We start from the raw sequence: 21,041 nt of genomic DNA, 5'->3' as shown, positions 1-21,041 counted from the left end.
AATTAGATAGCGCTCCTGTAAGTTTATTCATTTAAAAAATTAATTGGTCATAGGGACCTAAGCTTATATGTCAAACGTAATAGGTCTCAAAACGTTTTCTTAATAAAATATTTACAATCGATCCTGGGTCAAAAACAGGCGGGAACGCAAAGCTGTACATATTTACATATTATTCAAAGTGAGATAACACTTACTTGATTTTGTCTTGTTACGATGACCATATAAATAAGTCAAATAATTTTACTAATTACTGGCTTCGCTAATAAATGAGAGGAGGAACCACCACATTGTCACTGAAATCATGGAAAACGAATGTTGCCGGTTATTTGCTGCTGGCGCCGTCTCTGTTGGTTATTGCTATTTTTGTCCTTATTCCTGTCCTCTATAGCGCAGGTTTGAGCTTGTACTCCTGGGACATGCTGCGCCCAACGCCAACCTTTGTAGGCGTAGATAATTACCAGAGGTTGTTTACCAACGAAGAGTTTTATCATTCATTGAAGATCACCTTTCTTTTTGCAGCTATGACGGTGCCGTTATCGATGTTGATCGCATTGATTTTTGCGCTGCTGCTTGATCAGGGTTCCAAAAAACTGATGATCACGTACCGATCGATGTTTTTCGCTCCTATGGTTACTTCCACCGTCGCAATCTCGGTCGTTTGGATGTTCATTTTCCATCCGGATTATGGCCTGGCGAACGCGATAATAGAAAGTTTTGGTTTTAAACCGCTCCGTTGGCTCAATGATACGAACACATCCCTGATGTCGCTAGCGATCATGTCGATTTGGAAGACGCTGGGCTACAATGTCATTATTTTGTTAGCCGGTTTGCAGAACACGGATTCCAGCGTGCTGGAGGCAGCGAAAGTAGATGGTGCAAATAAGTGGCAAGTAGTTACGAGAATCCGCATACCACTGTTGACTCCATCGCTCTTTCTATTATTAATTCTGCTAACGATCGAGCAATTCCAGACATTTACTCAAGTCAACGTCATGACAAAAGGCGGTCCTGCCAAGAGTACGGAGTTAGTGGTGGTGCAGCTTTATCACTATGCCTTTGAGCTGTTCCAAATGGGATACGCTTCGGCGATTTCGATGGTCATTTTTGCGATTGTTTTGCTGCTAGTTGTCCTGCAAATGATTGTGGTCGGCCGAAAGGTACACTATCAATAAAATCCGTTATTTTAGAAAGGTATGAGGCAAGATGCGTATATCCAAGCCGGTTACAGTCGGACAAAAAGCAACACTGAAACCCGTGGGTGGGAAAGCGAGGACAGCAAAACGCGCTGAAAGTTCCCGTTCGCTAAGCAAGCTGCCAATGGATCTATGGTTAAAGCATGCGGTTCTGCTCGTAGGTGGGTTATTTATGATGCTGCCCTTCATCTGGATGTTTCTATCTTCTGTCAAATCGACGGAAGAAATTTTCTCGGGGAGCTTATTCGCTTTGCCGAAGATCTGGCACTGGGAGCATTATGGGCAAGCCTGGAAAAAGGCTCCGTTCGACCGCTTTTTTATAAATAGTTTGGTGATGTCTGCCGGCATTGTAGTGGGTCAATTGATGACCAGCTCGATGGCTGCGTATGTCTTCTCCTGGGTTCCAATCCGTGGAAGAAAACTATTGTTTCTTCTGGTTGTCTCTTCAACGATCGTCCCGTTCGAATCTACGATGATTCCATCCTACTTGGTCATTAAAGAACTGGGGTGGATCAACAGCTATGCTGGACTTATTGTGCCAAGCACAGCGAGTGTGTTCGGGATATTTTTACTGAGGCAGTTTTTTCTGACCATTCCCAAAGATTTGATGGATGCTTCGCGGATCGACGGTTGCGGGCACTTTCGAACCTTGATACAGATCGTTCTTCCGATGTCCAAAACGGTGCTGGCAACACTAAGCCTCTTTGCCTTCCTGCACGCATGGAACAGCTACCTGTGGCCTTTGCTCATCACGAATACGGCGAATATGCGAACCGTGCAAGTAGGGCTGCGTTATATGATCGATGCGGAACAGGGAACGGATTGGCCAAGTTTGATGGCGGCATCGACGTTTATCATCCTGCCGGTTCTGCTGTTCTTCCTGGTCAGCCAAAAATATTTTGTCAGGGGGGTGATGAACGCCGGTGTGAAATAAGATTTGCAAGAGGATGACGATAAACCAAATTCAAATAAAAAAACAAGATAGGTGGAGAAACCATTTTATGAAAAAAACGATGATTGTCTTGCTTTCGTTATCCATGTTGGGATTGACGGCGTGTGGAGCAGCCAACCAACCGGCTGGGAATACAGACGCAGGGAAAACAGCGGAAAAGCCGAGTCAAACGACGCAAGGTGAACAAAAACCGGTTACACTGAGTGTATGGACAACCAATAAAGACTTGCTCGCCGACCAGGTCAAAGCTTTTGAAGCGAAATATCCTACGATTAAAATTAAAGCTGAATTCATGGGCGGCTATGATGAAATGGCTCAAAAGGTCATGGCAGCTGTTGTATCCAACACTTTGCCCAATGTGGTCCAGTTAGGCCAACGGCATGGCATTCCGCAAATGGCTGACAGCGGGAAGCTGATTCCGATTGAACAGTTCATGAGCGAGCAGGAGAAAACGGATGTATATCCCGCTTTTTGGGATCGATTCCGATATAAGGACAAGCTTTGGACCATCCCGTACAATAGCAGTACGCCTATGCTCTACTACAACAAAACGTTGTTCGACCAAGCCGGTCTGAAGGCGCCAAACACATGGGATGAGCTGGTAAAAGCAGCGCAAACGCTGACCAAAGATACAAACGGCGACGGTAAAGTGGATGTATGGGGCTTTAATACGGCGGCTGATTCTCCTTGGTATGTTCAACCGATGACGTGGAATCGCGGAGGAAGTATCGTGGATAAGGCGGGGAAAGTTACGGTAAACAGCAAGGAAGCGGTAGAGGCGTTGAAATCGTTCCAGGACTTGGTTCATGTGCAAAAAGCCATGGCGCCGAATCAGCATAACACCTCGGAGCAGGATTTCAGTGCTGGTAAATTGGCGATGATTTATAAATCCGGTTCTGCTTTGGCGGGCACTCAAAAAGAAGTGGGTCAAAAGTTTGAAATTGGAGTAGCTTACCTTCCGATGATTAAGGACCGCAACGTGCCGATTGGCGGAAACAGTTTAGGGATTTTTAAATCCGATCCAGATATAGAAAAAGCGTCCTGGGCATTCGTCTCCTTTTTGACGAATACGGAAAATGCGGCAGCGACCAGCATCTCGACGGGGTATGCGCCAATTAAAAAATCTGCAACAGAAACAGAAGCTTTCAAGAAGAAAATGAGCGAAGATCCGAACTTTAAAATTATCATGGATCAAAATCAATTCCTGCGCGGTCAAGGCATCCATCCGGCGGATTCCCTGATTTGGTCGGGGCTCGTTACAGCGCTTGAAACCGTGGAAGGCGACGCCAAGGCTGATCCGCAAAAAGTGCTCGACAAGCTGCAAGCCGACGTAGACAGCTTTATGAAAAGCTACAAATAAAAGAGAGTGAGGAATGTTCACAATGTTCATGAATTTAGCCCATCGAGGTGCTTCGGAATATGCGCCTGAAAATACACTAGCTGCTTTCTACAAGGGGCTTGAGCAAGGCGCAAACGGGATTGAAACAGACTTGAAACAATCGAAAGACGGCGTCATTATTTTATTTCATGATAATGAGTTAGACCGTACGACGGACGGTCATGGTCTTCCGTCGTCCTATACGTGGAAAGAGCTTCAGGAGTTGGATGCCGGCTCCTGGTTCTCCCCCGCCTACGCGGGAGAGAGACTCGTCTCCTTTGAGCAATTTCTTCATTATTTTGGTAGAAAGAAGGCTTTGTTTGCCTTAGAATTAAAGGATCCTAACATCGAGCTGCCTGTTTTGGAGCTGATTAGAAAGTATGATGTCCAGCATCAATCGACGATAACTTCCTTTCGATATGAGAATTTGCAAGCTGCACGAGCTGTCGACCCCTCGATCCGACTCGGACATTTAATCCGTAAGATTGATGAGGAAGCAATTGCCCGTTTGAAAGAAATTGGCGCTGTGCAAATTTGTCCTTGCGCGGATGGGCTTGAGCAAGAGGATGTACGGCTTGCGAAGGCGCATGGTTTTGAAGTCAGAGCGTGGGGCGCTTTTACCCCTGAATTGATGAATCATGCTCTACAATGCGGCGTTGACGGTATGACCATCAACTTCCCGGATGAGTTAACAGCAGCAATCCGCAGCGCATCGGCGAACAATTAGAGCAGCATGGAGGAATCGGCTTGAAAGAAGATTACAACAGTTTTCGTTGGATGAAACTTCAGAATAAGAAGAAGGTGCTTGAGCTCCTCCATCAGGAAAAGCTGATTTCACGCATCGACATTGCGCGAAGGGCTAACCTGCAGAAGATGACCGTTACGAATATTGTGAATGAGCTGCTGGCCGAAGAACTAGTCATAGAAGAAGATGTTTTAGCTATTTCCGGGGTCGGGCGCAAGCCCGTCCTTCTTCGTTTAAATCGAGAAAACCTGTATGCCGTCGGTATTGAGGTGACCAAAAGTTATATCATTGGTTTAGTGATGAGTTATAACCGGGAGATCGTTTATCAAGAGAAGGTATATCTCGTGGGCACATCGGCTAGTGATGTTACTCCTTGTCAAGGAGATGCTTTAACGATACGTCTTGAAAAGCTGATTGACGGATTGCTGGAGCGGGTTCCGGCTTTCGCTCGCAATGTGGGGATCTGTGTGGGTATACAGGGCATTATTGATTCGCAAAAAGGGGAGGTCGTTCATTCCCCATATCTTGGTTGGTTTCAGTTCGGGATTAAAGAGCATCTCTCGAAGCGGTATGCAATTCCTGTGTATATTGACAATAATGTGCGCGCTTTTGCCCGGGGAGAAGTTTGGATGAGGACCGAAGAGCAGCTGCGGCATGCCCTGTGTATTTACTTGGATGAAGGCATCGGCTCCGCACTGGTGATGAATGGCGAGATTTATACAGGCGATGGTTATTATGCAGGCGAAATTGGACATATGAAAATTGGTTGGGGCGGCCCTTTATGTTTTTGCGGACAGCGGGGATGTCTGGAAGCTTATGTTTCCGTTCAAAGGATTAGGGAGGAGCTCGGTTGGCCCGTAGGAACTTTCACCGAAATCATGCGGCTGCTGGAAGAAGGTCATCCGCAAGCGAAGATGTTATTCGAGCAGGTGGGACGACACCTCGGGTTCATGCTTGGCAATACGCTTAATTTGCTTAATCCTACGGTGATCATTCTTGGTGGAGAGCTTGTTACGGCAGCGGGTTGGTTTAAAGAATCCATGCTTCAAGCCATTGAAGAAATAACGATCCGTCCAACTCGCGATACCCCAATTATTTATAGTGATTATAATCAAAATAATTGCAGCATGGGAGCCGCCGCGCTCGTTTTTTACCAGTGGATATTTCATTGTGGATGAAGTAATGAACTAGCAAATGTTCGAATAAGTTTCTACTAGGCTTCAATTTTAAAAAGGAGTGATAGAATGGAATCGTTCGACATTGTTATTATCGGCAGTGGACACAATGCTTTAATAACGGCTGCCTACTTAACTCGTGCTGGTCGCAGTGTGCTAGTTTTAGAGAAAAACGATCGCCCTGGCGGCTTCGTGCGGACCGAGGAACTCACCTTGCCAGGATTCAAGCATGATGTGTATGCAGCGGCGCATCCTCTTTTTACAACAGGGCCCGCTTATGCAGAGCTGAGGGAGGATTTGGAAGCTCGCGGGTTACGTTATGTGAATACGGACTTGCCGACTGGAGTTTCTATGGAGGATGGGCGCACGGCCGTATTGTCACGCTCTTTCGAGGAGCTTATCGCAGAGGCGGAGCGTTTGGCTCCTGGAGATGGCGCTGCGCTGGCCGGCATCTTCGAACAGTTAAACCCGCACGTCAACGACGTGTTTGGTTTATTCAGCATGGATCTTTCCAGCCAGGAGGCTGCCCCTATCCTGAAACGGTTGCTCCATGATGAGAATAGCTCAGGCTATTCGGCGTTTGCCGGGCAGTTGTTCGGGACAGCGCGACAGGCGGTGAATTCGCTGAAATCTCCCGTGACGCGGGCCATGCTGGCCTCATGGGTCACCCATCTGGGCCGCACGCCGGATGAAGTCGGAAGCGGCATTTGGGTTCCGCTCACGGCCATGGCCTTGATGGGCGGCGGCATGCCTACTCCGGCAGGAGGCAGCGAACAATTGGTTCAGGCGTTGGTACAGTTGATCAAGGATCAAGGCGGAGAGATTATAACGGATACGCTGGCCGAGCGTATCGTAGTAGAGAATGGCCGAGCTGTCGGCGTGCGAACCGCGGAAGGCAGGACATACATAGCGAAGCAAGCGGTTGTGGCATCGACTACGCCGGATCAACTCTACCTCTCGCTGCTGGCTGAGAGTGATGCCCCTTCGGCACTGCGCAGCCAAGCGAAGCAGTTTCGGTACGGCCGCGGATGCGTACAGATTCATCTGGCTCTTAGCGAGCCGCCGCGTTGGCCGGATGCCCGCTTTGATCGCGTAGGACAGCCTCATCTGACAGATGGGCTGGATGGATTTACGCTAGCGATTGCCCAGGGAATGGCTGATCTGCTTCCGGCGAAACCAACCTTTACTGTTGATTGTTCCACGAATCTTGATCCGACGCGCGCGCCCGCTGGCAAAGCGATCATGCGAATTCAAGTGCTTGAAGTGCCTACTCGGCCACGAGGGGATGCCGCCGGCCTGATTGATGTTGGAGATGGCGGTTGGACTCAGGACCTCACGGAGCGTTTTACAGAACGTGTATTGCAGGTTGTGAGCAAACATATTCCGAATATACCAAGCGCGATCATTGGCAAATATGTTGTAACGCCAGACGTTATCGCCCGATTCAATCCGAACGCGGGACCGGGAGATCCCTACGGCGGCGCGCACGATCTGGCGCAAAGCTACCTGCTCCGTCCATTGCCAGGACAGCCAAGCCACCAGACGGTGATTCCGAATGTGTATATGCTCGGTGCTGCGACTTGGCCAGGCCATGGGGTGAATGGCGGCTCGGGTTATATCGTAGCTCAGCAGCTTTTATCACGATTATAAGTTTACATAGAAAGGAGCTGCCTGTTGGCAGCTCCTTTGTGTTTTTGGGGTTTTCAGAAGAAAGGAAGAACTATGGTCCTCTAATTCCAAATTCCCTTATTTGCTTTTACGTTCCGTCAAGAAATACAGGAAAGCAATGAAAGTTAGTGCCACCCCGATGCTTGCACTCGATACCCAGCCGCCATGCGCATAGGTTAAACCGCCTAAAAATGAGCCCACTGCTCCGCCGATGAAAAAAATGGCCATGAATAATCCATTGAATCTTCCCCTGGCTTCATTCCCCAGTGAAAAAATAATTCGCTGGCTGGCTACCAGATTGCCGGAAACCGCCATATCAAGCGTAACAGCGACGACGAAAAGCAGGATGAGCGAAAAAAGTGAACCGTTGTGAAACACGACAATAAGCAGAAAGGACAAGATCGCAGTTACAATTGCGCCAATGGTGATCACTTTGGTAAGGCCTTTGTCCGCCAATCTTCCGGCAATAGGAGCAGCGATAGCTCCCGCCACACCAACAAGGGCGAATAAAGCGATGCCTTGTTGGGACATACCATATTCATCCGCCAATCGAAGAGGTACGGTCGTCCAAAAGAGGCTGAACGATCCGAAGAGGCAGGCTTGGTAAAAAGCGCGTCGTCTCAAAATCGGGTTCTTTTTGAACAGTTCAATTAAGGAAGCCACAAGCTGCGAGTACGTTAAGGTGCTTTCGGGACTCCTTTTTGGCAGCACTCTAGCCAGTGAAAGAGCTAGAAGTGCCATGACGACGGCGGATAGCACGAAAATGGTGCGCCATCCCCAAATACCGGCGATCAGGCTGGAAATCGGCCGTGCGAGCATGATGCCGAGTAAAAGGCCGCTCATGACGTTGCCGACGACTCGGCCGCGCTGCTGGTCGTTAGATAAATAAGCGGCAAGAGGGACGAGGATTTGCGCAACTACGGAGCCGGATCCGATCAGCAAGGCGGCTGTCAAGAACAGGACGGATTCCGAGGAAACCGCGGCCAGGATCAAGGCAAGGACTACGATGGCAAGAGATGTCACGATCAGTCGGCGATTCTCTATTTTGTCACTCAGCGGAACAATGAACAGCAAGCCGGCTACGTAGCCGATTTGCGTTAAAGTTACGATCAACCCGGCTGCTCCTGAAGGCAGACCAAGTGCTGCGCTGATGGGGCCCACAAGGGTTTGGGAATAATAAAGGTTGGCTACAATAAGGCCGCATGCCGCTGCCAGAACAACCATCATTGTTGTGGAGATCTCGTTTTGCGGTTTTGAAATGGACTTGCTCATAGGAAATGTTCCCCCTCTACAACAATGAATTTTCCATTAAGTGAACGTATCGTTTACTTAATAGGTATCACTATATACTGAACGAAGCGTTTTGTAAATACGCTAAATATCATATATACTGATGGCAAAGGATAGAAAGGGGTCAGTTGAATGGCTCAAAAAGGTCGCCCGAGAGATGTAAAGCTTCAACATGTGATATTGACTGTAGCTTATGAGCTGCTATTGGAAGGTGGCTTTGAAGAAGTAACCATCGATAAAATTGCTGAAAAAGCAGGCGTGAGCAAGGCAACCATCTATAAATGGTGGCCAAATAAAGCTGCTGTCGTGGCTGAAGGTTTTTTTGAAGCTGCGGCCAGCCGCCTGCCTGTCCCGGATACAGGCTCTGTTCTGAAAGAAATTACGCAACATGCCGTAAATTTATCTTTGTTCATGGAAAGCAAAGAAGGTAGAGTGATCTCGGAGTTAATCGGCCAAGGACAGATGGACTCTGCATTAATTCAGGTTTTCCGAGAATACTATGTAAAGCCTCGACGCTCAGAGTCCGCTATGATTCTGAGAAGAGGGATTGACCGCGATGAGTTAGGTAAAGAACTGGATGTAGAGTCCAGCATTGATTTGATCTATGGACCCTTGTTTTACCGCTTGTTAGTTAGCGGGGAGCCATTAACAGAGGATACAGTGAAGCGGATGATTTACACCGTTTTCAATGGATTGATTTCCACGGGCAAGGCAAAGATAAGTCTATTGGATTTATAGATGAGAATGTAACAACAGATGCAAGGTTCCCCTATTAGTGGGATACTCTCCATCTCGCGAAAAAGACGCCGGGGAAGGTACCCGGCGTCTTTCCTTGTTATTTCAAGTATGAGTGCGCTCTCCGCTATCCTTAACCTTGAGCTGCATCCGTGTTCATGTAGTTGATTGCCCACATATGGCCGTCCAAGTCCTCGAAGGCCCAATGATACATGAAACCATAATCCTCAGGTTCTTCGTACGATTTCCCACCCAAGGAGACCGCAGTATTCACGATTTCATCCACCTTTTCTCGGCTCTCGAAGGCCAATGCGATCGTCATTTGCGCATACTTTTCCGTATCAACGGTTTCCTTCTGCGTGAGCGACTTTAAAATTTCTTTGGTGAGCAGCATGACCTGCAGGTTGTCGTCAATCACGATGGCTACCGAATTCTCACTCTCGGGGAATTGCGGGTTGAGCTCGAATCCGAGTCCGGTGAAGAACGCCTTCGATTGTTCTACGTTGTTTACGGGCAGATTGAAGCTCGTGAATGTGGACATTAATGCCATTTTTAAACACCTCATCGTCAAATTGGATTGTTGTCATGAGAGTCTTCGTTTATTTAGCAAACTCAGTATATCAATGAACTTTTCAACACACCAGAATTACATGCAGCCAGATTCTGTTTGTCGATCACACTGAACTTCATATCGACGTCACTCCGTCGCCCGTCAAGTATTGATTGTAAGATTGAGCCACTATTTCCCCTTGACAATTAAGGGAATGGTTCTTGGGGGGCGTGAGGGAAGGGGAGGCATAAGGTTGCGGATGAAGATGAAATTGATGCTGAAGCTGAGTTGACGGCGAGGCGGCTGAGCAGCAAACTCGGAGGCTTACGTTGCATTTGTACCACATAATGGCGTGGTCTGACTGCGAATGCGATCTTCCCCTAATTGACGGGAACTACGGTCCGTTATTTTGGGTAAAAGCATACTTTCCACGTGGAAGTGGAACTGTGGGGCGCTATTTTGCTGATTTCAGCTGTGTAACGCGGTATCACGGACAATTAAAACCCTGTAGTTCCGCTCGGACAGGATACAGCCCGTTTTTCCCGGAATAGGGGACTCCAGTTCCCTTTAGAGTGGTGGTGGGGGGGCAAAACTGCCGATGTGCACGCAAGCTAACTGGAGTGTCATGGATAAACTTTCCTGAAAGTTTTTATATGGAGCTTTATGTGCTTCGTGCCTTTCTGCGAACAGTGGCGCGCGATGTGACATTTTCTGCGCTAAAAAAAAGACTGAAAAAATGTATACGCTTTAAATTTTAAGTGTGATAGTTTACATAACATAGGAGAAATAAAATTTCAGAAAAGTATTTACAAGATGAAATAAAACTCATTATAATGAGGATTATAAGTCAGCTTTATTAACATAAAATTGAGATATCGAAAAATAACGATTGAGGATGTTGCCTATGTTAAAAGGTGGATTAGTGAGCATAGAAGCTGCTATGGCAAGCTTGACGCCGAGTGAGCGCAAAGTTGCACAGTATATTTTGGAACATCCGCAAGAGGTAGTTAGCCTTTCGGTACAGAAATTGGCGGAGTTCGCCGGTGTTAGTGAAGCGACAATTATACGGCTTTCCCGTTCGCTTCATTTCAAAGGGTTTCAGGAACTTAAGATGCGAGTCGCCGGGGATTTGTCGCAGACGTCATTACCGACAGAAGCGTATCAGGAAATTAATGCGAACAGTTCAGTAGGGGAACTCATTAAATCAGTCACAACAAACAATATTGTTTCAATTCAAGATACACTAACCGTTCTTTCGCCAGAAAGTGTAGAGAAAGCTATACAAACGCTTAGCGCTGCGAGGAAAATTGGTGTGTTTGGCGTAGGCGCCTCAGGGGTCATTGCGGAGGATTTCAAGCAAAAGCTTTCACGGATTAACCGGTGGTGCGAGATTGGTACGGGGTTCGATGCCCAAGCTACGATTGCGGCCAACTTGCTTCCGGGTGATGTGGTTTTTGGCATTTCCTACACGGGTCAAACAGAAGATATGATTCGTTCGCTCGCTGTAGCCAAGAAAAATGGCGCAGTTGTCATTACATTGACGAGATTTGGAGCCAATCCGGTGGCGGAGCTTGCTGATATCCAGCTGTTTATTAGTACCTTGGAGAAAAGTATTCGCAGCGGAGCGATGGCATCAAGAATTGCTCAGCTGAATGTCATAGATATTTTGTATGTAGGAATCGCGGGTTGTCATTACGAGGAAAGTGTGAAATCGCTGGATATGACTCGGCAAGCAGTTAGTGTAGGAAAACGTATCGGATAACGGTTTGGTCCTCTTGTGGTTTTGGAGGTTAAACATAGATATGAAAAATTAAAGGGAGGCTTTTTTATGAAACGTTTATTCAGTGGGGCAGTTTTAACGATGGTCGCAGCATCCTCCATGCTTGTAGCATGCAGCAGTAACACCGCAACGCCAAGTGCAACTTCCGGTACAGCAAGTACTGCACCACCAACAACAACAGCAGCGCCACAGGATAAAGTAAAGCTGACAATGGGTAGCTGGCGTACAGAAGATACAGAAGCTTACGCAAAGATCATTGCAGAGTTCAAAAAGAAAAACCCGAACATTGATATCGAGTTTAAACCGACCAAGAATACAGAGTATAACACAGCTCTGAACACAGCTCTACAAAGCGGGAATGGTCCTGATATTATTCATCTTCGTCCTTATGCGGCAGGTGCAGCTTTGGCGGATGCGGGCTACCTGGAGCCGTTGACGAATGTTAAGGGCATGGATGTATTCTCAAAAGACACTTTGCTCGCTGCTACGGGATCTGACGGGAAAGTATACGGGGTTCCAACTGTTTTCAGCTCAACGCAAGTGTTCTATAACAAGAAAATCTTCCAAAAATATAATCTTCAAGAACCTAAGACATGGGATGAGCTTGTAAAAACAGCGGATACATTGAAGAAAAATAAAGTAACGCCATTCGCGTTTGGTTCTAAAGAAGGCTGGATTCTTTCGCTGACGGAAGGAACGCTTGGGCCGTCTGTATACGGAACGGATTTCATGAAGAAAATTCTTAGCGGTGCTGCGAACTTCAAAAGTCCGGAGTATGTGGCATCCATTAAAATGATGAAAGATTTAACGCCTTATTTCCCGGATAATTATGTAGGAATCGGCATGGACGACATGAGAAATATGTTTGTTACGGAGCAAGCAGCCATGATGGTTATGGGAGATTGGGAGTATGCCGTTATGAAGAAAACGAATCCTGATCTACAAATGGATGTATTCCCGGTTCCGCCAGTGAAGGCAGATGGCAAGCAAACAGTAACGACTTGGGTAGACGGTTCATTCTCCGTTAATGCCAAATCCGCTCATAAGCAGGAAGCTCTGAAGTTCATGGAGTTTTTAACGTCCAAAGAGTTCGGAACGCTTGCGGTAAATGAATTGCAGAAACCAAGCACAATTCCAGGTGTAGCGGCAAATGATCCGTTGGTAGCTAAAATTGCCAAAAACGCCGATTCGATCTCCACACCTTATGCTGCAGTCGTTTATTTTAATGCAGGTAACCCGACGACGAAAGCGACATTGGAAAACTCCATCCAAGGGATGTATTTGAACAAATTAACACCGGAGCAAGTGACAGAGGAAGTTCAAAAGAGTGCAGATTCCTGGTTTAAACCAAAGAAATAAGTAAAGTAAAGGTGTGGGGGACATGAATAACTTGGCCAAAACGTCCGGGTGGAAAAAGGGAGCAGTTCATCTGTTCCCGGTCCCTGCCCTTGCAGTGTATATCCTGTTCGTTATTTACCCGATTCTATCCGCGTTTGGTTACAGCTTCTTTGATTGGAAAGGCCTCGTTCGCGGAGAATTCATTGGTCTAGGCAATTTCGTAGATTTGTTTACGAAGGAGCCGTTTAATCATCTGTTTTGGAACGCCTTTGGCCATAATCTTTATTATTTTGCTGTAGAGATGGCTGTACAAAACGTACTTGCCTTTGTGCTTGCATATTTGGTTTATAGTAAAGTTAAAGGTTCTAATTTCTTGAAAATGGCCTACTTCTTACCGAGATTGCTGTCTGTCATCGTGGTAGGTTTCTTGTGGAAGCTCATGTTGAACCCGAATAATGGCGTTGTGAATGTTATGCTCAAAAAGATCGGTCTTGTTTCATGGGCCAAACCTTGGCTGGGGGATCCAGCTACGGCGCTAACCTCGATTACCATCGTCAATAGTTGGTTTGGTGTTGGTTTCTCGATGCTAATCTTCCTTGCCGGTTTACATGCAATTTCTACGGAAGTTATTGAAGCGGCTAGGATGGATGGCGTTAAGGGTTTTCGCTTAATCCGCTCGATGATCCTTCCTATGATGAGTCAGTCACTAATCATTATTACGGTTTTCACGTTTATCCATGCTTTCGAAGCGTTTGAGTTGATTTATGCGATGGAAGGCTCGCAAGGTGAGCCCTACAACTCAACGGACACGTTGGCTGTATTCTTTTATCGCATTGCATTCGGTGGCTCGTCCGGCGGCGATTCAGTTGCGCTTGGTCTTGGGTCCGCATTGGCTGTTGTATTATTTTTCATTATTGCAACGATTTCCGCTTTGTTCCTGTACTTCACCAGGAACCAGTCGGCTCAGCATTAAGACAGGAGGCGGACCATGAAAACCAACAAATCAGTTCGGGGACTCCAATATGCTGCGGCGTATTTGGGGGCACTGGTCAGTTTGTATCCGATTTTTCTGATGCTGACCTCCTCGTTGAAAACGAATATTCAAATTTTGAAAAATCCAATGTCACTGCCAACATCCATCTCATTTGCGGCCTACAGTAAATTAGTGCATCAAATACCGTTTTTCAGCTATTTTTGGAATAGTCTTGTAGTGAGTGTTGTGTCAGTGGTTCTCATTTTGTTATTTGGTGTTATGGCTTCCTTCTATATTGCCAGATATCCGTTCCGCTGGAATGGAGCCTTGTTCTTTTTCTTTCTCTTGGGCATGATGATACCTATCAAACTCGGGATCGTACCTTTGTTTCTTCTAATGAAGAAACTCTCGATGCTAAACAGCATTTGGTCGTTGGTTAGCGTGTATACGGCGATCGGATTGCCGCTAGCCATTCTGATCTTAACGGGCTTCTTCAGAACGCTGCCGAAGGAATTGGAAGAAGCGGCGCGCATCGATGGTTCGTCTGATTTTGGTGTGATGTGGCATGTTTTACTGCCTTTAATTCGGCCAGCACTCGGGACGGTCATGATTATGAATTTCATCATGGCATGGAATGATTTCTTTTTCCCGCTAATTTTCATACAGGATGATGCGAAGAAGACAATTCCGGTCGGTATGTTATCCTTGTTCGGGCAGTACTCGACTGACTTAAGTATGCTGTTCGCTGGACTAACCCTGGCCTCTGTGCCGATGATGGTTATTTTCTTCTTGGCTTCCAAACAGTTTATGGAAGGCATGACGGCAGGAGCTGTGAAGTAATTTCGTTTTGAGAAAATGACAAAAAAGAACCTCCACATCCACGATACTAGTGGAAATGGAGGTTCTTTTTACTTGCAATAGACGATGATTAGTTGTTCACGACGGGACCGGCCGTGACGATTTCCTGCAAACGCTCCTGCAGATTATCGGTGCAAACACCGCCATGGAATGCGATGATTGCGTTAAGGTCCAGCTCTTGGAGTTTCGCAATGGATGCAAGTGCTGTTTCCTGATCCGGTGTATAGGTCGGGTTATAGGATTGCAGAACGCCATCCTTCGCTGTTAAAGCATCGCCGGCGATCAGGGTCTTGCTCGGGATATGATAATAGGAGGTATGGTCCGGCGTGTGACCTGGCGTATAGACGACACGAATGCCGCCAACAAACGGTAAAATATCGCCGTCTTTCAGCGCTACGTCGACCTTGACGGGTGGAGCGAGCTTTTTGCTCTTCACGAGCGGGATCTCCCCGGCTAGATAAGGTACGGCTGTTTCGTGAGCCAGCACTTGAACCTGGTCTCCGAGAGCTTCCACAAGCGCCGGAAGGCTGCCGATATGATCCATGTCTTGATGGGTAATGATAATTTTGGTCAACTTCTCGAAAGGAATGGACAATTCCTGGAACGCGGCACGAATCAGCTCTAGTTGGCCGGGAATGCCTGTATCAAAGAGAATGACGTCTTGATCGTCCCATAGGATAGTAGGGATGAAGGAGTTGCTGTTGTTTGCTACGCTTAGCTGAATAGTTGTAATGCCTGAGCCCAATTGAACCAATTCGAACACCGCCTAATTAAGATTGTATACTCTCTTATTATTCCTCTATTGCTGTAGAAAAACAAGTTCTGCGTAGAGGGATAAAAGAGAGCAAGCGAAGGAGGGGACTAGGCGTCCCCTCCCTGTTCGTTTTGTTTATTTCGATAACAAACGGTACAATACCTGCGCTGCTTCAGCTCGCGTTGCAAAGCCTTGAGGCTCGAATTCGCCTTCGGAGCGGCCTTGTACCAAACCTAGAGCTGCTGCTGCTTTTACATCAGCCAAGGCCCATTCTCCGATGGCGGCTTCGTCCGAGAAAGAGGGCGCTGCTGCCGGATCGGTTTTACCGTGCTGAAACTTGTACGACCGCATCAGTATGGCTGTCATTTCTTCGCGCGAGACCAGAGCGTTAGGCTCGAAATTATCGGTTTCTCTGCCATTTACAATGCCAGCTTGCACGGCAGCCGCAACCTCATGGGCGAACCAGTCAGATGATTGCACGTCCTTGAATGAAGTTGATGAATTGGTCATCTTCAAATTCAAGGCTCTTGCCATAAGTGACGTAAATTGTGCGCGTGTGACCTTGCTCTCGGGTTCGAAGGTTTGTTCGCTTGTACCGCTAATAATAAGTTTAGCGGCCAGTTCTTGAATGACATCCGCCGCCCAGTGAGAGGGAGGGACATCGGCGAAAGATTTAGCTACTTCCAGAACGGTGTATTTGCTGAAATGAGAGATGTCAGTACTTAATTCACCACTTAGGTAAGTTCCTCCTACGCGCTCCAGCCCTCCATTATCGGAGATGTAATACACGCTGCTCAGTTTCGGATTTACAGCAGAATCGAGTTTGAATTGAATTTGAACAGGTTGTTCGAAACTGGTAAGGCTCAAGGTTTGACCTGCTTTTGTCGTTACATAAAGCTTAATGCTGTAGATCATACTGCCTAGCTTCACGCTCGCTCCTAGTTGATTCTTAGCTTGATTCAACACGTCCTCGCCAACGGCCGATTCGGTAAGCGGTTCGATGGCTAACGTGATTTTGCTGTCGGAGCGTTCCTGCTCATTGACAAGATTGATCAGCTGGGTGAACACTTTCGCTGGCAATTCCAGTTTGAGCTTCTCCGCTTGAATTTCAAGATTCTTATCGCCTAACAATTCGGCCGTGTTAGAAGGTAAAAGAATCTGCTGAGCATTTGTTGGCAGAGCGATAGCAATCTTCTCTGCTCCACTGGTCTGTAGTTGTTCAGGTTTCACGGAAACAACATTCGGTTCTGCGGGTGTTGAGACAGTTGGTGTTGGATAGCTTCCTAATGTTGGTCTTTCTCGGCTATCTACCAGGATGGTCGCCTTGGCATTCGGCGTAAGCAGCTTCTCTTCCTTGAGAGAACTGGTGCTGATTTTGACTTGTTTTAGCGTTAGATCTACAGTACCGGTACCTACTGCCCTGAAAGTTAAGGTACCGAGTTTGACAGAGCCGCTCAGACCGGTTAATGATCCTGTTTTCGTATAGACGAGCTGCGCGTGTGTACCGCCTTCCTGCACAATCTTGATTGGAAGTGCGAAGCCGTTCAGGTCGGTAAATTTTTGCGTAGTATCCGGCTGAAGGATGGAATCGTCATAATACAGGTTAATCTCATAGGCGAAAAGATCATCTAAGGAGTCGCCCTGGATGTCCACCGTTACCGATTGATTTTGTAACATAGAATTTGTTGAAGTTGTTACAGAGAACACAGGATCGACAACGGCTGCCGCAACCTGCGGAAGCCAAAGTCCAACAGCTAAACATAAGGATAAAGATAACCCAAGCAGCATACGTGCCATATCTAGGTCCCGACCTTTCATTGAAAATTGCTTACGGTGTTAATACGAGCTTGGACTCCTCCTCGGTTGTTAGGGCAGGGGTGGACGCCGGCATCGTACGAATGTGGGTCGCCTGTTCGAAGGAGTACGCAAGTTTGATCAAAGTTCCTTCATCGTACTCTCTGCCCAGGAGTTCAATTCCAAATGGAACTTGGTTGTTGTAGCCTGCAGGAAAGCTGATGGCTGGGAAGCCTGAATATGCACTTAACCGGTTCGCATTCCCTGATGTAGTTGCATACATAACGGCATCTAACGTATTTTCGCCCAGTACTTGAGTTAGCGATTGTTGTGTGAGTTTCGTGCGCTCCCAAAGATCTTTATAGTAGTTCAACGTTTCCAGGGTCGTCACGTTATCGCGCTGAATCATCGAGCTTTTTTGACTCTGTAAAATATCGTTGGAAGCAATGATTTCCGTCAATGTCTTGTAGGGAGCATTCGCACCGAGTGTAGCCAAGTAATCATTTAAATCAAATTTGAATTCCGTGCCGCTCAAGCTGGCGTAGCCGAGGATTTTGGATTGGTTCGGGATGGTTACATCGATAACGGTTGCTCCAAGCTGTTTCATCTTGTCGATTGCCGCATTGAATGCGGCGTCGTTGCCTGTTGACAGTGAACGTATAACGCCGATTCTTGCACCCTTTAAACCGTCCTTATCCAAATAATCGGTATAGCTCTTCGGAATATTGCCGGTTGATAGAGCGGTGACCAGGTCGTTCGGGTCATATCCGCTTACAACATCAAGTGCAATCGCAGCATCGGCTACAGACCGAGCCATTGGACCGCCGACATCTTGAGAATGGGCGAGAGGAATAATGCCTTCACGGCTCGTCAACCCGATTGTAGGGCGAATGCCTACGAGTGCGTTGCGCGAGGATGGAATTCGAATAGAGCCGCCTGTATCTGTTCCGAGGCCGATCGTGCCGAAGTTTGCCGCAAGAGCCGCACCGGTACCGCCGCTTGATCCGCCGGGATTCGTGGTCAGATCATACGGGTTTTTGGTCTGTCCGCCAAGCGAACTGAGTGTTGTCGTTCCGAAGGCGAATTCGTGGAGATTAGATTTTGCGAGTATAATTGCGCCTGCATTCTTCAGCTTTTTAATCATATACGCATCGGTCGAGGTGTTGTTTGCTTTTAGACAAATACATCCGGCTGTTGTTGGCATGCCAATTGTATTGAAGTTGTCCTTCACAATAACGGGAATTCCGTGAAGTGGCCCTCTAGGCCCTTTCTCGCTGCGCTCCTTGTCTAGAGCTGCTGCTTCTTCGAGTGCCTTCGGATTGACGTTAAGAATGGCCTTGATTTCAGGACCTTTTTGATCATATGTATCGATACGCGCCAAATATTTCGTGACAAGCTGGACGGCTGTCAGTTTACCGGCATTCATCGCATTTTGAATATCCATCACCGATGCTTCCATTAGTTCAAATTGCTTTGTATCATACAATACCTTTTTGCCTAATAGGCCTAAATCGGTCAGATCGATTGATCCGTTTTGGTTGAAATCGGCACCAGCCACCGAGGACCATGAAGCGTGAGTAGATGTAATACCGTAATAAGGGGCAAGCCATGCTAAATCGCCGATATCAAGTGCGCCATTGCCGTTTAAGTCTCCGGTAACTTGGTTCGTTTGCAAGCTGAGGCTGCCAAAACGCGTTGCTTGGATTACGCCTGTATCTGCAAGGCCAAGCTCAGCGCTCACCTTAATATCCTGTACGCCGCCATTTGCTTTTGCTTTGAATTTAAGGCGAATCAATGTTTTGTTATTAATGGCTGACTCGCTAATGCTGGCTGCGACGACTGTTGCCTTACCTAGTTCTGCATTCTGACCAACGATGGTAGTTGAACTGTCTACGGCTTGTACATCGATGAAATCAACTCGCGCGGGATTAAACTCGATCATAAACTTCTGGGCGGTTACTTTCCCGGTAACACCGGTTAACGCGACATCAACATCGAATAACGCTCCGCTGATTGTCGTTGAAGGCCCAGTCAGAAGGACGGATTCCGAACCTGGTGGCAAAACGACAACATTAGGAGCTGTTTGATAAACACTCTCTGTTACTGTCGATGAATTGTTCGGTGAATCGACGCTGGAGATAGAAGTTTCTGCGGCAGCACTCAGTGCTCCTATAGGCAGCGTAGCTGCAATAAGGGCCGTGGAAAGAATCTTTGAAATAGAGCTTCTGGATAATAAGGATTTCATGAAGACGCCTCCAATAACAATTACGAATTTATCGAACGTGGATAATTCAAAGAAAATGCTAGGTTGATAGAAATGATGAAAATGATGAATTAACCTGAGACCAATAACTTGAGAGGAATAATAAAGTGAATGTTATGTCAGATAATATCACCTCGTTTTGTTTATTTTCACTTATGGACATCATTCTATTACATCATTTGTTAATCAACAAGGTAGATTCTTCCAAGAAAGCGCATGCAAATATTTTAAAATTTATAGAGTTGTAAAGCTAAAAACATAGATAAACTAGCGAATTATCTCGTAAAATAACGAAAATATAATATGTATGCGCTTTTATGGTTGTGTTATGTATTTGATAAAAAATATAACATTAAATACGATTGGGATATGTTTAAGCGTTTAAATCAAAAAAATACCTAACATGGAGGTTTTCTTACGTGACATTTATTCATGAAAGTAAACTCAGCAAAAAGGTCCTCATCCCGTTCCTTGTTTTGGCTCTCTTTAGTATGATGTTGGTATTTATGAATCCGACCTCTGCGAGTGCGGCTGCGGCGATTCCTCCGCTATCCGACAGCAGAAATCCCCAGCTGCCTAACGTTATCGTGATCGCAACCGGCGGTACGCTTGCAGGTAAAGCAACAGATGCAACGAGTTTTCAAACTTATCAAGCAGGAACGTATCTGATGTCGGACTTGGTAAACCAATTGCCGAATAAAGATAAAATCGCTAATGTGAACACCTATCAATTTGGAAATAAAGGGTCAGGCAGTTATTCCATAGGCGACTTGTACGATCTATCACTTGCCGTGGATCAAGCTTTGGAAGTCTATGATGGCGTTGTTGTGACTTCCGGGACGGACACGATGGAAGAAATCGCGTATTTTCTTGACCTCACAGTTAGAAGTGAAAAGCCGGTTGTTGTTACTGGGGCTATGAGACCTTGGGATGTTATCGGAACTGACGGTCCAGCGAACCTGTACAACGCCATTAAGCTTGCAGGCAGTGGAAAAACGAAATCATTTGGTACTGTCCTTATGCTGAATGACACCATTCAGGCAGCGAGAGAAGTGACCAAAACGAACGCTCACCGTATGGATACCTTTGAAACGCCTATCCTCGGCGCACTTGGTTATATCGATGAGACGAATATTAGTATTTATCGTGCTACGGCTAGAGCGCTTAAAGCAGGTGAAGCGGATTGGGCGACGCCATTTGACTTGAAGACGATTACGAAGGACAAGCTCCCTGCCGTAGAGATTGCTTATGCTTATCAGGATGCTGGAGGCGGCGCGATTAACGGTCTGGTGGCCGATGGCGTCAAAGGGATTGTGACGGCAGGAACAGGTGCGGGCGGCATTTCATCGAAGATGAGCGCAGCGCGCAGCAATGCGATTAAACAAGGTGTTATTTTCGTCACGACAACACGGACAGGTTCGGGTACTATGTATCCTAGTTCAAGTAACGGCATCATCGCCGGGGATAGCTTGAACGCACAGCATGCTCGAATTATGCTTTTGCTTTCTTTGGCTTTTTCCAGCGATTTTAACGTGATTAAAGGGTGGTTTGGCACTTATGGTACGCAAGATGTGGAAGAGGCATCCTAATTCAGC

17 protein-coding genes are annotated in these 21,041 nt (G+C 46.8%); 12 read left to right on the top strand and 5 right to left on the bottom strand.

All coding sequences use genetic code 11. From position 1 onward, the window contains the following. The first annotated feature begins 287 nt into the window (after positions 1-287). From ACKTT9_RS27495 to ACKTT9_RS27470, 6 genes are all read left to right on the top strand, one after another. The gene (locus ACKTT9_RS27495) at positions 288-1,172 is read left to right on the top strand and encodes a sugar ABC transporter permease (RefSeq protein ID WP_326062395.1); all 885 of its coding nucleotides are present in this window, start codon (positions 288-290) and stop codon (positions 1,170-1,172) included. Between the two features lie 31 nt (positions 1,173-1,203). Further along, positions 1,204-2,127 carry a carbohydrate ABC transporter permease gene (locus tag ACKTT9_RS27490; RefSeq protein WP_407868416.1) on the top strand — a complete coding sequence of 308 codons (924 nt, stop codon included), beginning with the start codon at positions 1,204-1,206 and terminating at the stop codon, positions 2,125-2,127. A gap of 67 nt (positions 2,128-2,194) precedes the next feature. Then, on the top strand, positions 2,195-3,505 hold the full coding sequence (locus ACKTT9_RS27485; RefSeq protein ID WP_407868415.1) for an ABC transporter substrate-binding protein: 1,311 nt from the start codon (positions 2,195-2,197) through the stop codon (positions 3,503-3,505). Positions 3,506-3,527: 22 nt separating this feature from the next. Next, positions 3,528-4,250, top strand: a complete 723-nt coding sequence (locus ACKTT9_RS27480; RefSeq protein WP_407868414.1) for a glycerophosphodiester phosphodiesterase — start codon at positions 3,528-3,530, stop codon at positions 4,248-4,250. Between the two features lie 20 nt (positions 4,251-4,270). Further along, a complete protein-coding gene (locus tag ACKTT9_RS27475) occupies positions 4,271-5,446 on the top strand; it encodes an ROK family protein (protein ID WP_407868413.1) in 1,176 nt (391 codons plus the stop codon). Positions 5,447-5,512: 66 nt separating this feature from the next. Then, positions 5,513-7,093, top strand: a complete 1,581-nt coding sequence (locus tag ACKTT9_RS27470) for a phytoene desaturase family protein (protein WP_407868412.1) — start codon at positions 5,513-5,515, stop codon at positions 7,091-7,093. A gap of 96 nt (positions 7,094-7,189) precedes the next feature. Here ACKTT9_RS27470 and ACKTT9_RS27465 read toward each other — a convergent pair whose 3' ends face one another. After that, entirely contained in the window at positions 7,190-8,383 is a 1,194-nt protein-coding gene (locus ACKTT9_RS27465) for an MFS transporter (RefSeq protein WP_407868411.1), read from the bottom strand. A gap of 150 nt (positions 8,384-8,533) precedes the next feature. On the opposite strand from ACKTT9_RS27465, the gene ACKTT9_RS27460 reads away from it, so the two are divergent. Continuing rightward, positions 8,534-9,139: a TetR/AcrR family transcriptional regulator gene (locus tag ACKTT9_RS27460; RefSeq protein ID WP_407868410.1), complete on the top strand. Its 606-nt coding sequence runs from the start codon at positions 8,534-8,536 to the stop codon at positions 9,137-9,139. Between the two features lie 130 nt (positions 9,140-9,269). Here ACKTT9_RS27460 and ACKTT9_RS27455 read toward each other — a convergent pair whose 3' ends face one another. Further along, complete coding sequence (locus tag ACKTT9_RS27455; RefSeq protein WP_407868409.1) at positions 9,270-9,686, bottom strand: VOC family protein; 417 nt, start codon at positions 9,684-9,686, stop codon at positions 9,270-9,272. 895 nt (positions 9,687-10,581) lie between these two features. Here ACKTT9_RS27455 and ACKTT9_RS27450 point away from each other — a divergent pair. From ACKTT9_RS27450 to ACKTT9_RS27435, 4 genes are all read left to right on the top strand, one after another. Continuing rightward, the gene (locus tag ACKTT9_RS27450; RefSeq protein WP_157319394.1) at positions 10,582-11,448 is read left to right on the top strand and encodes a MurR/RpiR family transcriptional regulator; all 867 of its coding nucleotides are present in this window, start codon (positions 10,582-10,584) and stop codon (positions 11,446-11,448) included. A 66-nt stretch (positions 11,449-11,514) separates the two neighbouring features. Beyond that, positions 11,515-12,825 carry an ABC transporter substrate-binding protein gene (locus tag ACKTT9_RS27445; protein ID WP_407868408.1) on the top strand — a complete coding sequence of 437 codons (1,311 nt, stop codon included), beginning with the start codon at positions 11,515-11,517 and terminating at the stop codon, positions 12,823-12,825. A gap of 22 nt (positions 12,826-12,847) precedes the next feature. Beyond that, positions 12,848-13,777 (top strand): carbohydrate ABC transporter permease, encoded by a 930-nt coding sequence (locus ACKTT9_RS27440; protein ID WP_407868407.1) that lies wholly within the window; start codon positions 12,848-12,850, stop codon positions 13,775-13,777. Between the two features lie 15 nt (positions 13,778-13,792). Beyond that, complete coding sequence (locus ACKTT9_RS27435) at positions 13,793-14,617, top strand: carbohydrate ABC transporter permease (protein ID WP_315955461.1); 825 nt, start codon at positions 13,793-13,795, stop codon at positions 14,615-14,617. 88 nt (positions 14,618-14,705) lie between these two features. Here ACKTT9_RS27435 and ACKTT9_RS27430 read toward each other — a convergent pair whose 3' ends face one another. The 3 genes from ACKTT9_RS27430 to ACKTT9_RS27420 form a co-directional block, all read right to left on the bottom strand. Then, positions 14,706-15,389 carry an MBL fold metallo-hydrolase gene (locus ACKTT9_RS27430; RefSeq protein WP_407868406.1) on the bottom strand — a complete coding sequence of 228 codons (684 nt, stop codon included), beginning with the start codon at positions 15,387-15,389 and terminating at the stop codon, positions 14,706-14,708. Positions 15,390-15,524: 135 nt separating this feature from the next. Continuing rightward, entirely contained in the window at positions 15,525-17,186 is a 1,662-nt protein-coding gene (locus ACKTT9_RS27425; protein ID WP_407868405.1) for an S-layer homology domain-containing protein, read from the bottom strand. A gap of 31 nt (positions 17,187-17,217) precedes the next feature. Next, entirely contained in the window at positions 17,218-19,428 is a 2,211-nt protein-coding gene (locus ACKTT9_RS27420; RefSeq protein WP_407868404.1) for an amidase family protein, read from the bottom strand. Positions 19,429-19,865: 437 nt separating this feature from the next. Between ACKTT9_RS27420 and ACKTT9_RS27415 the strand changes: the two genes are divergently transcribed. Next, on the top strand, positions 19,866-21,035 hold the full coding sequence (locus ACKTT9_RS27415; RefSeq protein ID WP_407868403.1) for an asparaginase: 1,170 nt from the start codon (positions 19,866-19,868) through the stop codon (positions 21,033-21,035). Positions 21,036-21,041: the final 6 nt, after the last annotated feature.

Origin of the sequence: Paenibacillus sp. P36 (assembly GCF_045866505.1) — a bacterium.
In the GTDB taxonomy this organism is placed as follows: domain Bacteria; phylum Bacillota; class Bacilli; order Paenibacillales; family NBRC-103111; genus Paenibacillus_E; species Paenibacillus_E chondroitinus.
This window is presented reverse-complemented; position numbering and strand designations above follow the sequence as displayed.

Bases quoted from the DNA above. Each gene is read 5' to 3' on its own strand.
- ACKTT9_RS27465 (WP_407868411.1), bottom strand. From the start codon at position 8,383: ATGAGCAAGTCCATTTCAAAACCGCAAAACGAGATCTCCACAACAATG.
- ACKTT9_RS27490 (WP_407868416.1), top strand. From the start codon at position 1,204: ATGCGTATATCCAAGCCGGTTACAGTCGGACAAAAAGCAACACTGAAA.
- ACKTT9_RS27455 (WP_407868409.1), bottom strand. From the start codon at position 9,686: ATGGCATTAATGTCCACATTCACGAGCTTCAATCTGCCCGTAAACAAC.
- ACKTT9_RS27445 (WP_407868408.1), top strand. From the start codon at position 11,515: ATGAAACGTTTATTCAGTGGGGCAGTTTTAACGATGGTCGCAGCATCC.
- ACKTT9_RS27425 (WP_407868405.1), bottom strand. From the start codon at position 17,186: ATGGCACGTATGCTGCTTGGGTTATCTTTATCCTTATGTTTAGCTGTT.
- ACKTT9_RS27485 (WP_407868415.1), top strand. From the start codon at position 2,195: ATGAAAAAAACGATGATTGTCTTGCTTTCGTTATCCATGTTGGGATTG.
- ACKTT9_RS27435 (WP_315955461.1), top strand. From the start codon at position 13,793: ATGAAAACCAACAAATCAGTTCGGGGACTCCAATATGCTGCGGCGTAT.
- ACKTT9_RS27450 (WP_157319394.1), top strand. From the start codon at position 10,582: ATGTTGCCTATGTTAAAAGGTGGATTAGTGAGCATAGAAGCTGCTATG.
- ACKTT9_RS27460 (WP_407868410.1), top strand. From the start codon at position 8,534: ATGGCTCAAAAAGGTCGCCCGAGAGATGTAAAGCTTCAACATGTGATA.
- ACKTT9_RS27470 (WP_407868412.1), top strand. From the start codon at position 5,513: ATGGAATCGTTCGACATTGTTATTATCGGCAGTGGACACAATGCTTTA.
- ACKTT9_RS27440 (WP_407868407.1), top strand. From the start codon at position 12,848: ATGAATAACTTGGCCAAAACGTCCGGGTGGAAAAAGGGAGCAGTTCAT.
- ACKTT9_RS27420 (WP_407868404.1), bottom strand. From the start codon at position 19,428: ATGAAATCCTTATTATCCAGAAGCTCTATTTCAAAGATTCTTTCCACG.
- ACKTT9_RS27480 (WP_407868414.1), top strand. From the start codon at position 3,528: ATGTTCATGAATTTAGCCCATCGAGGTGCTTCGGAATATGCGCCTGAA.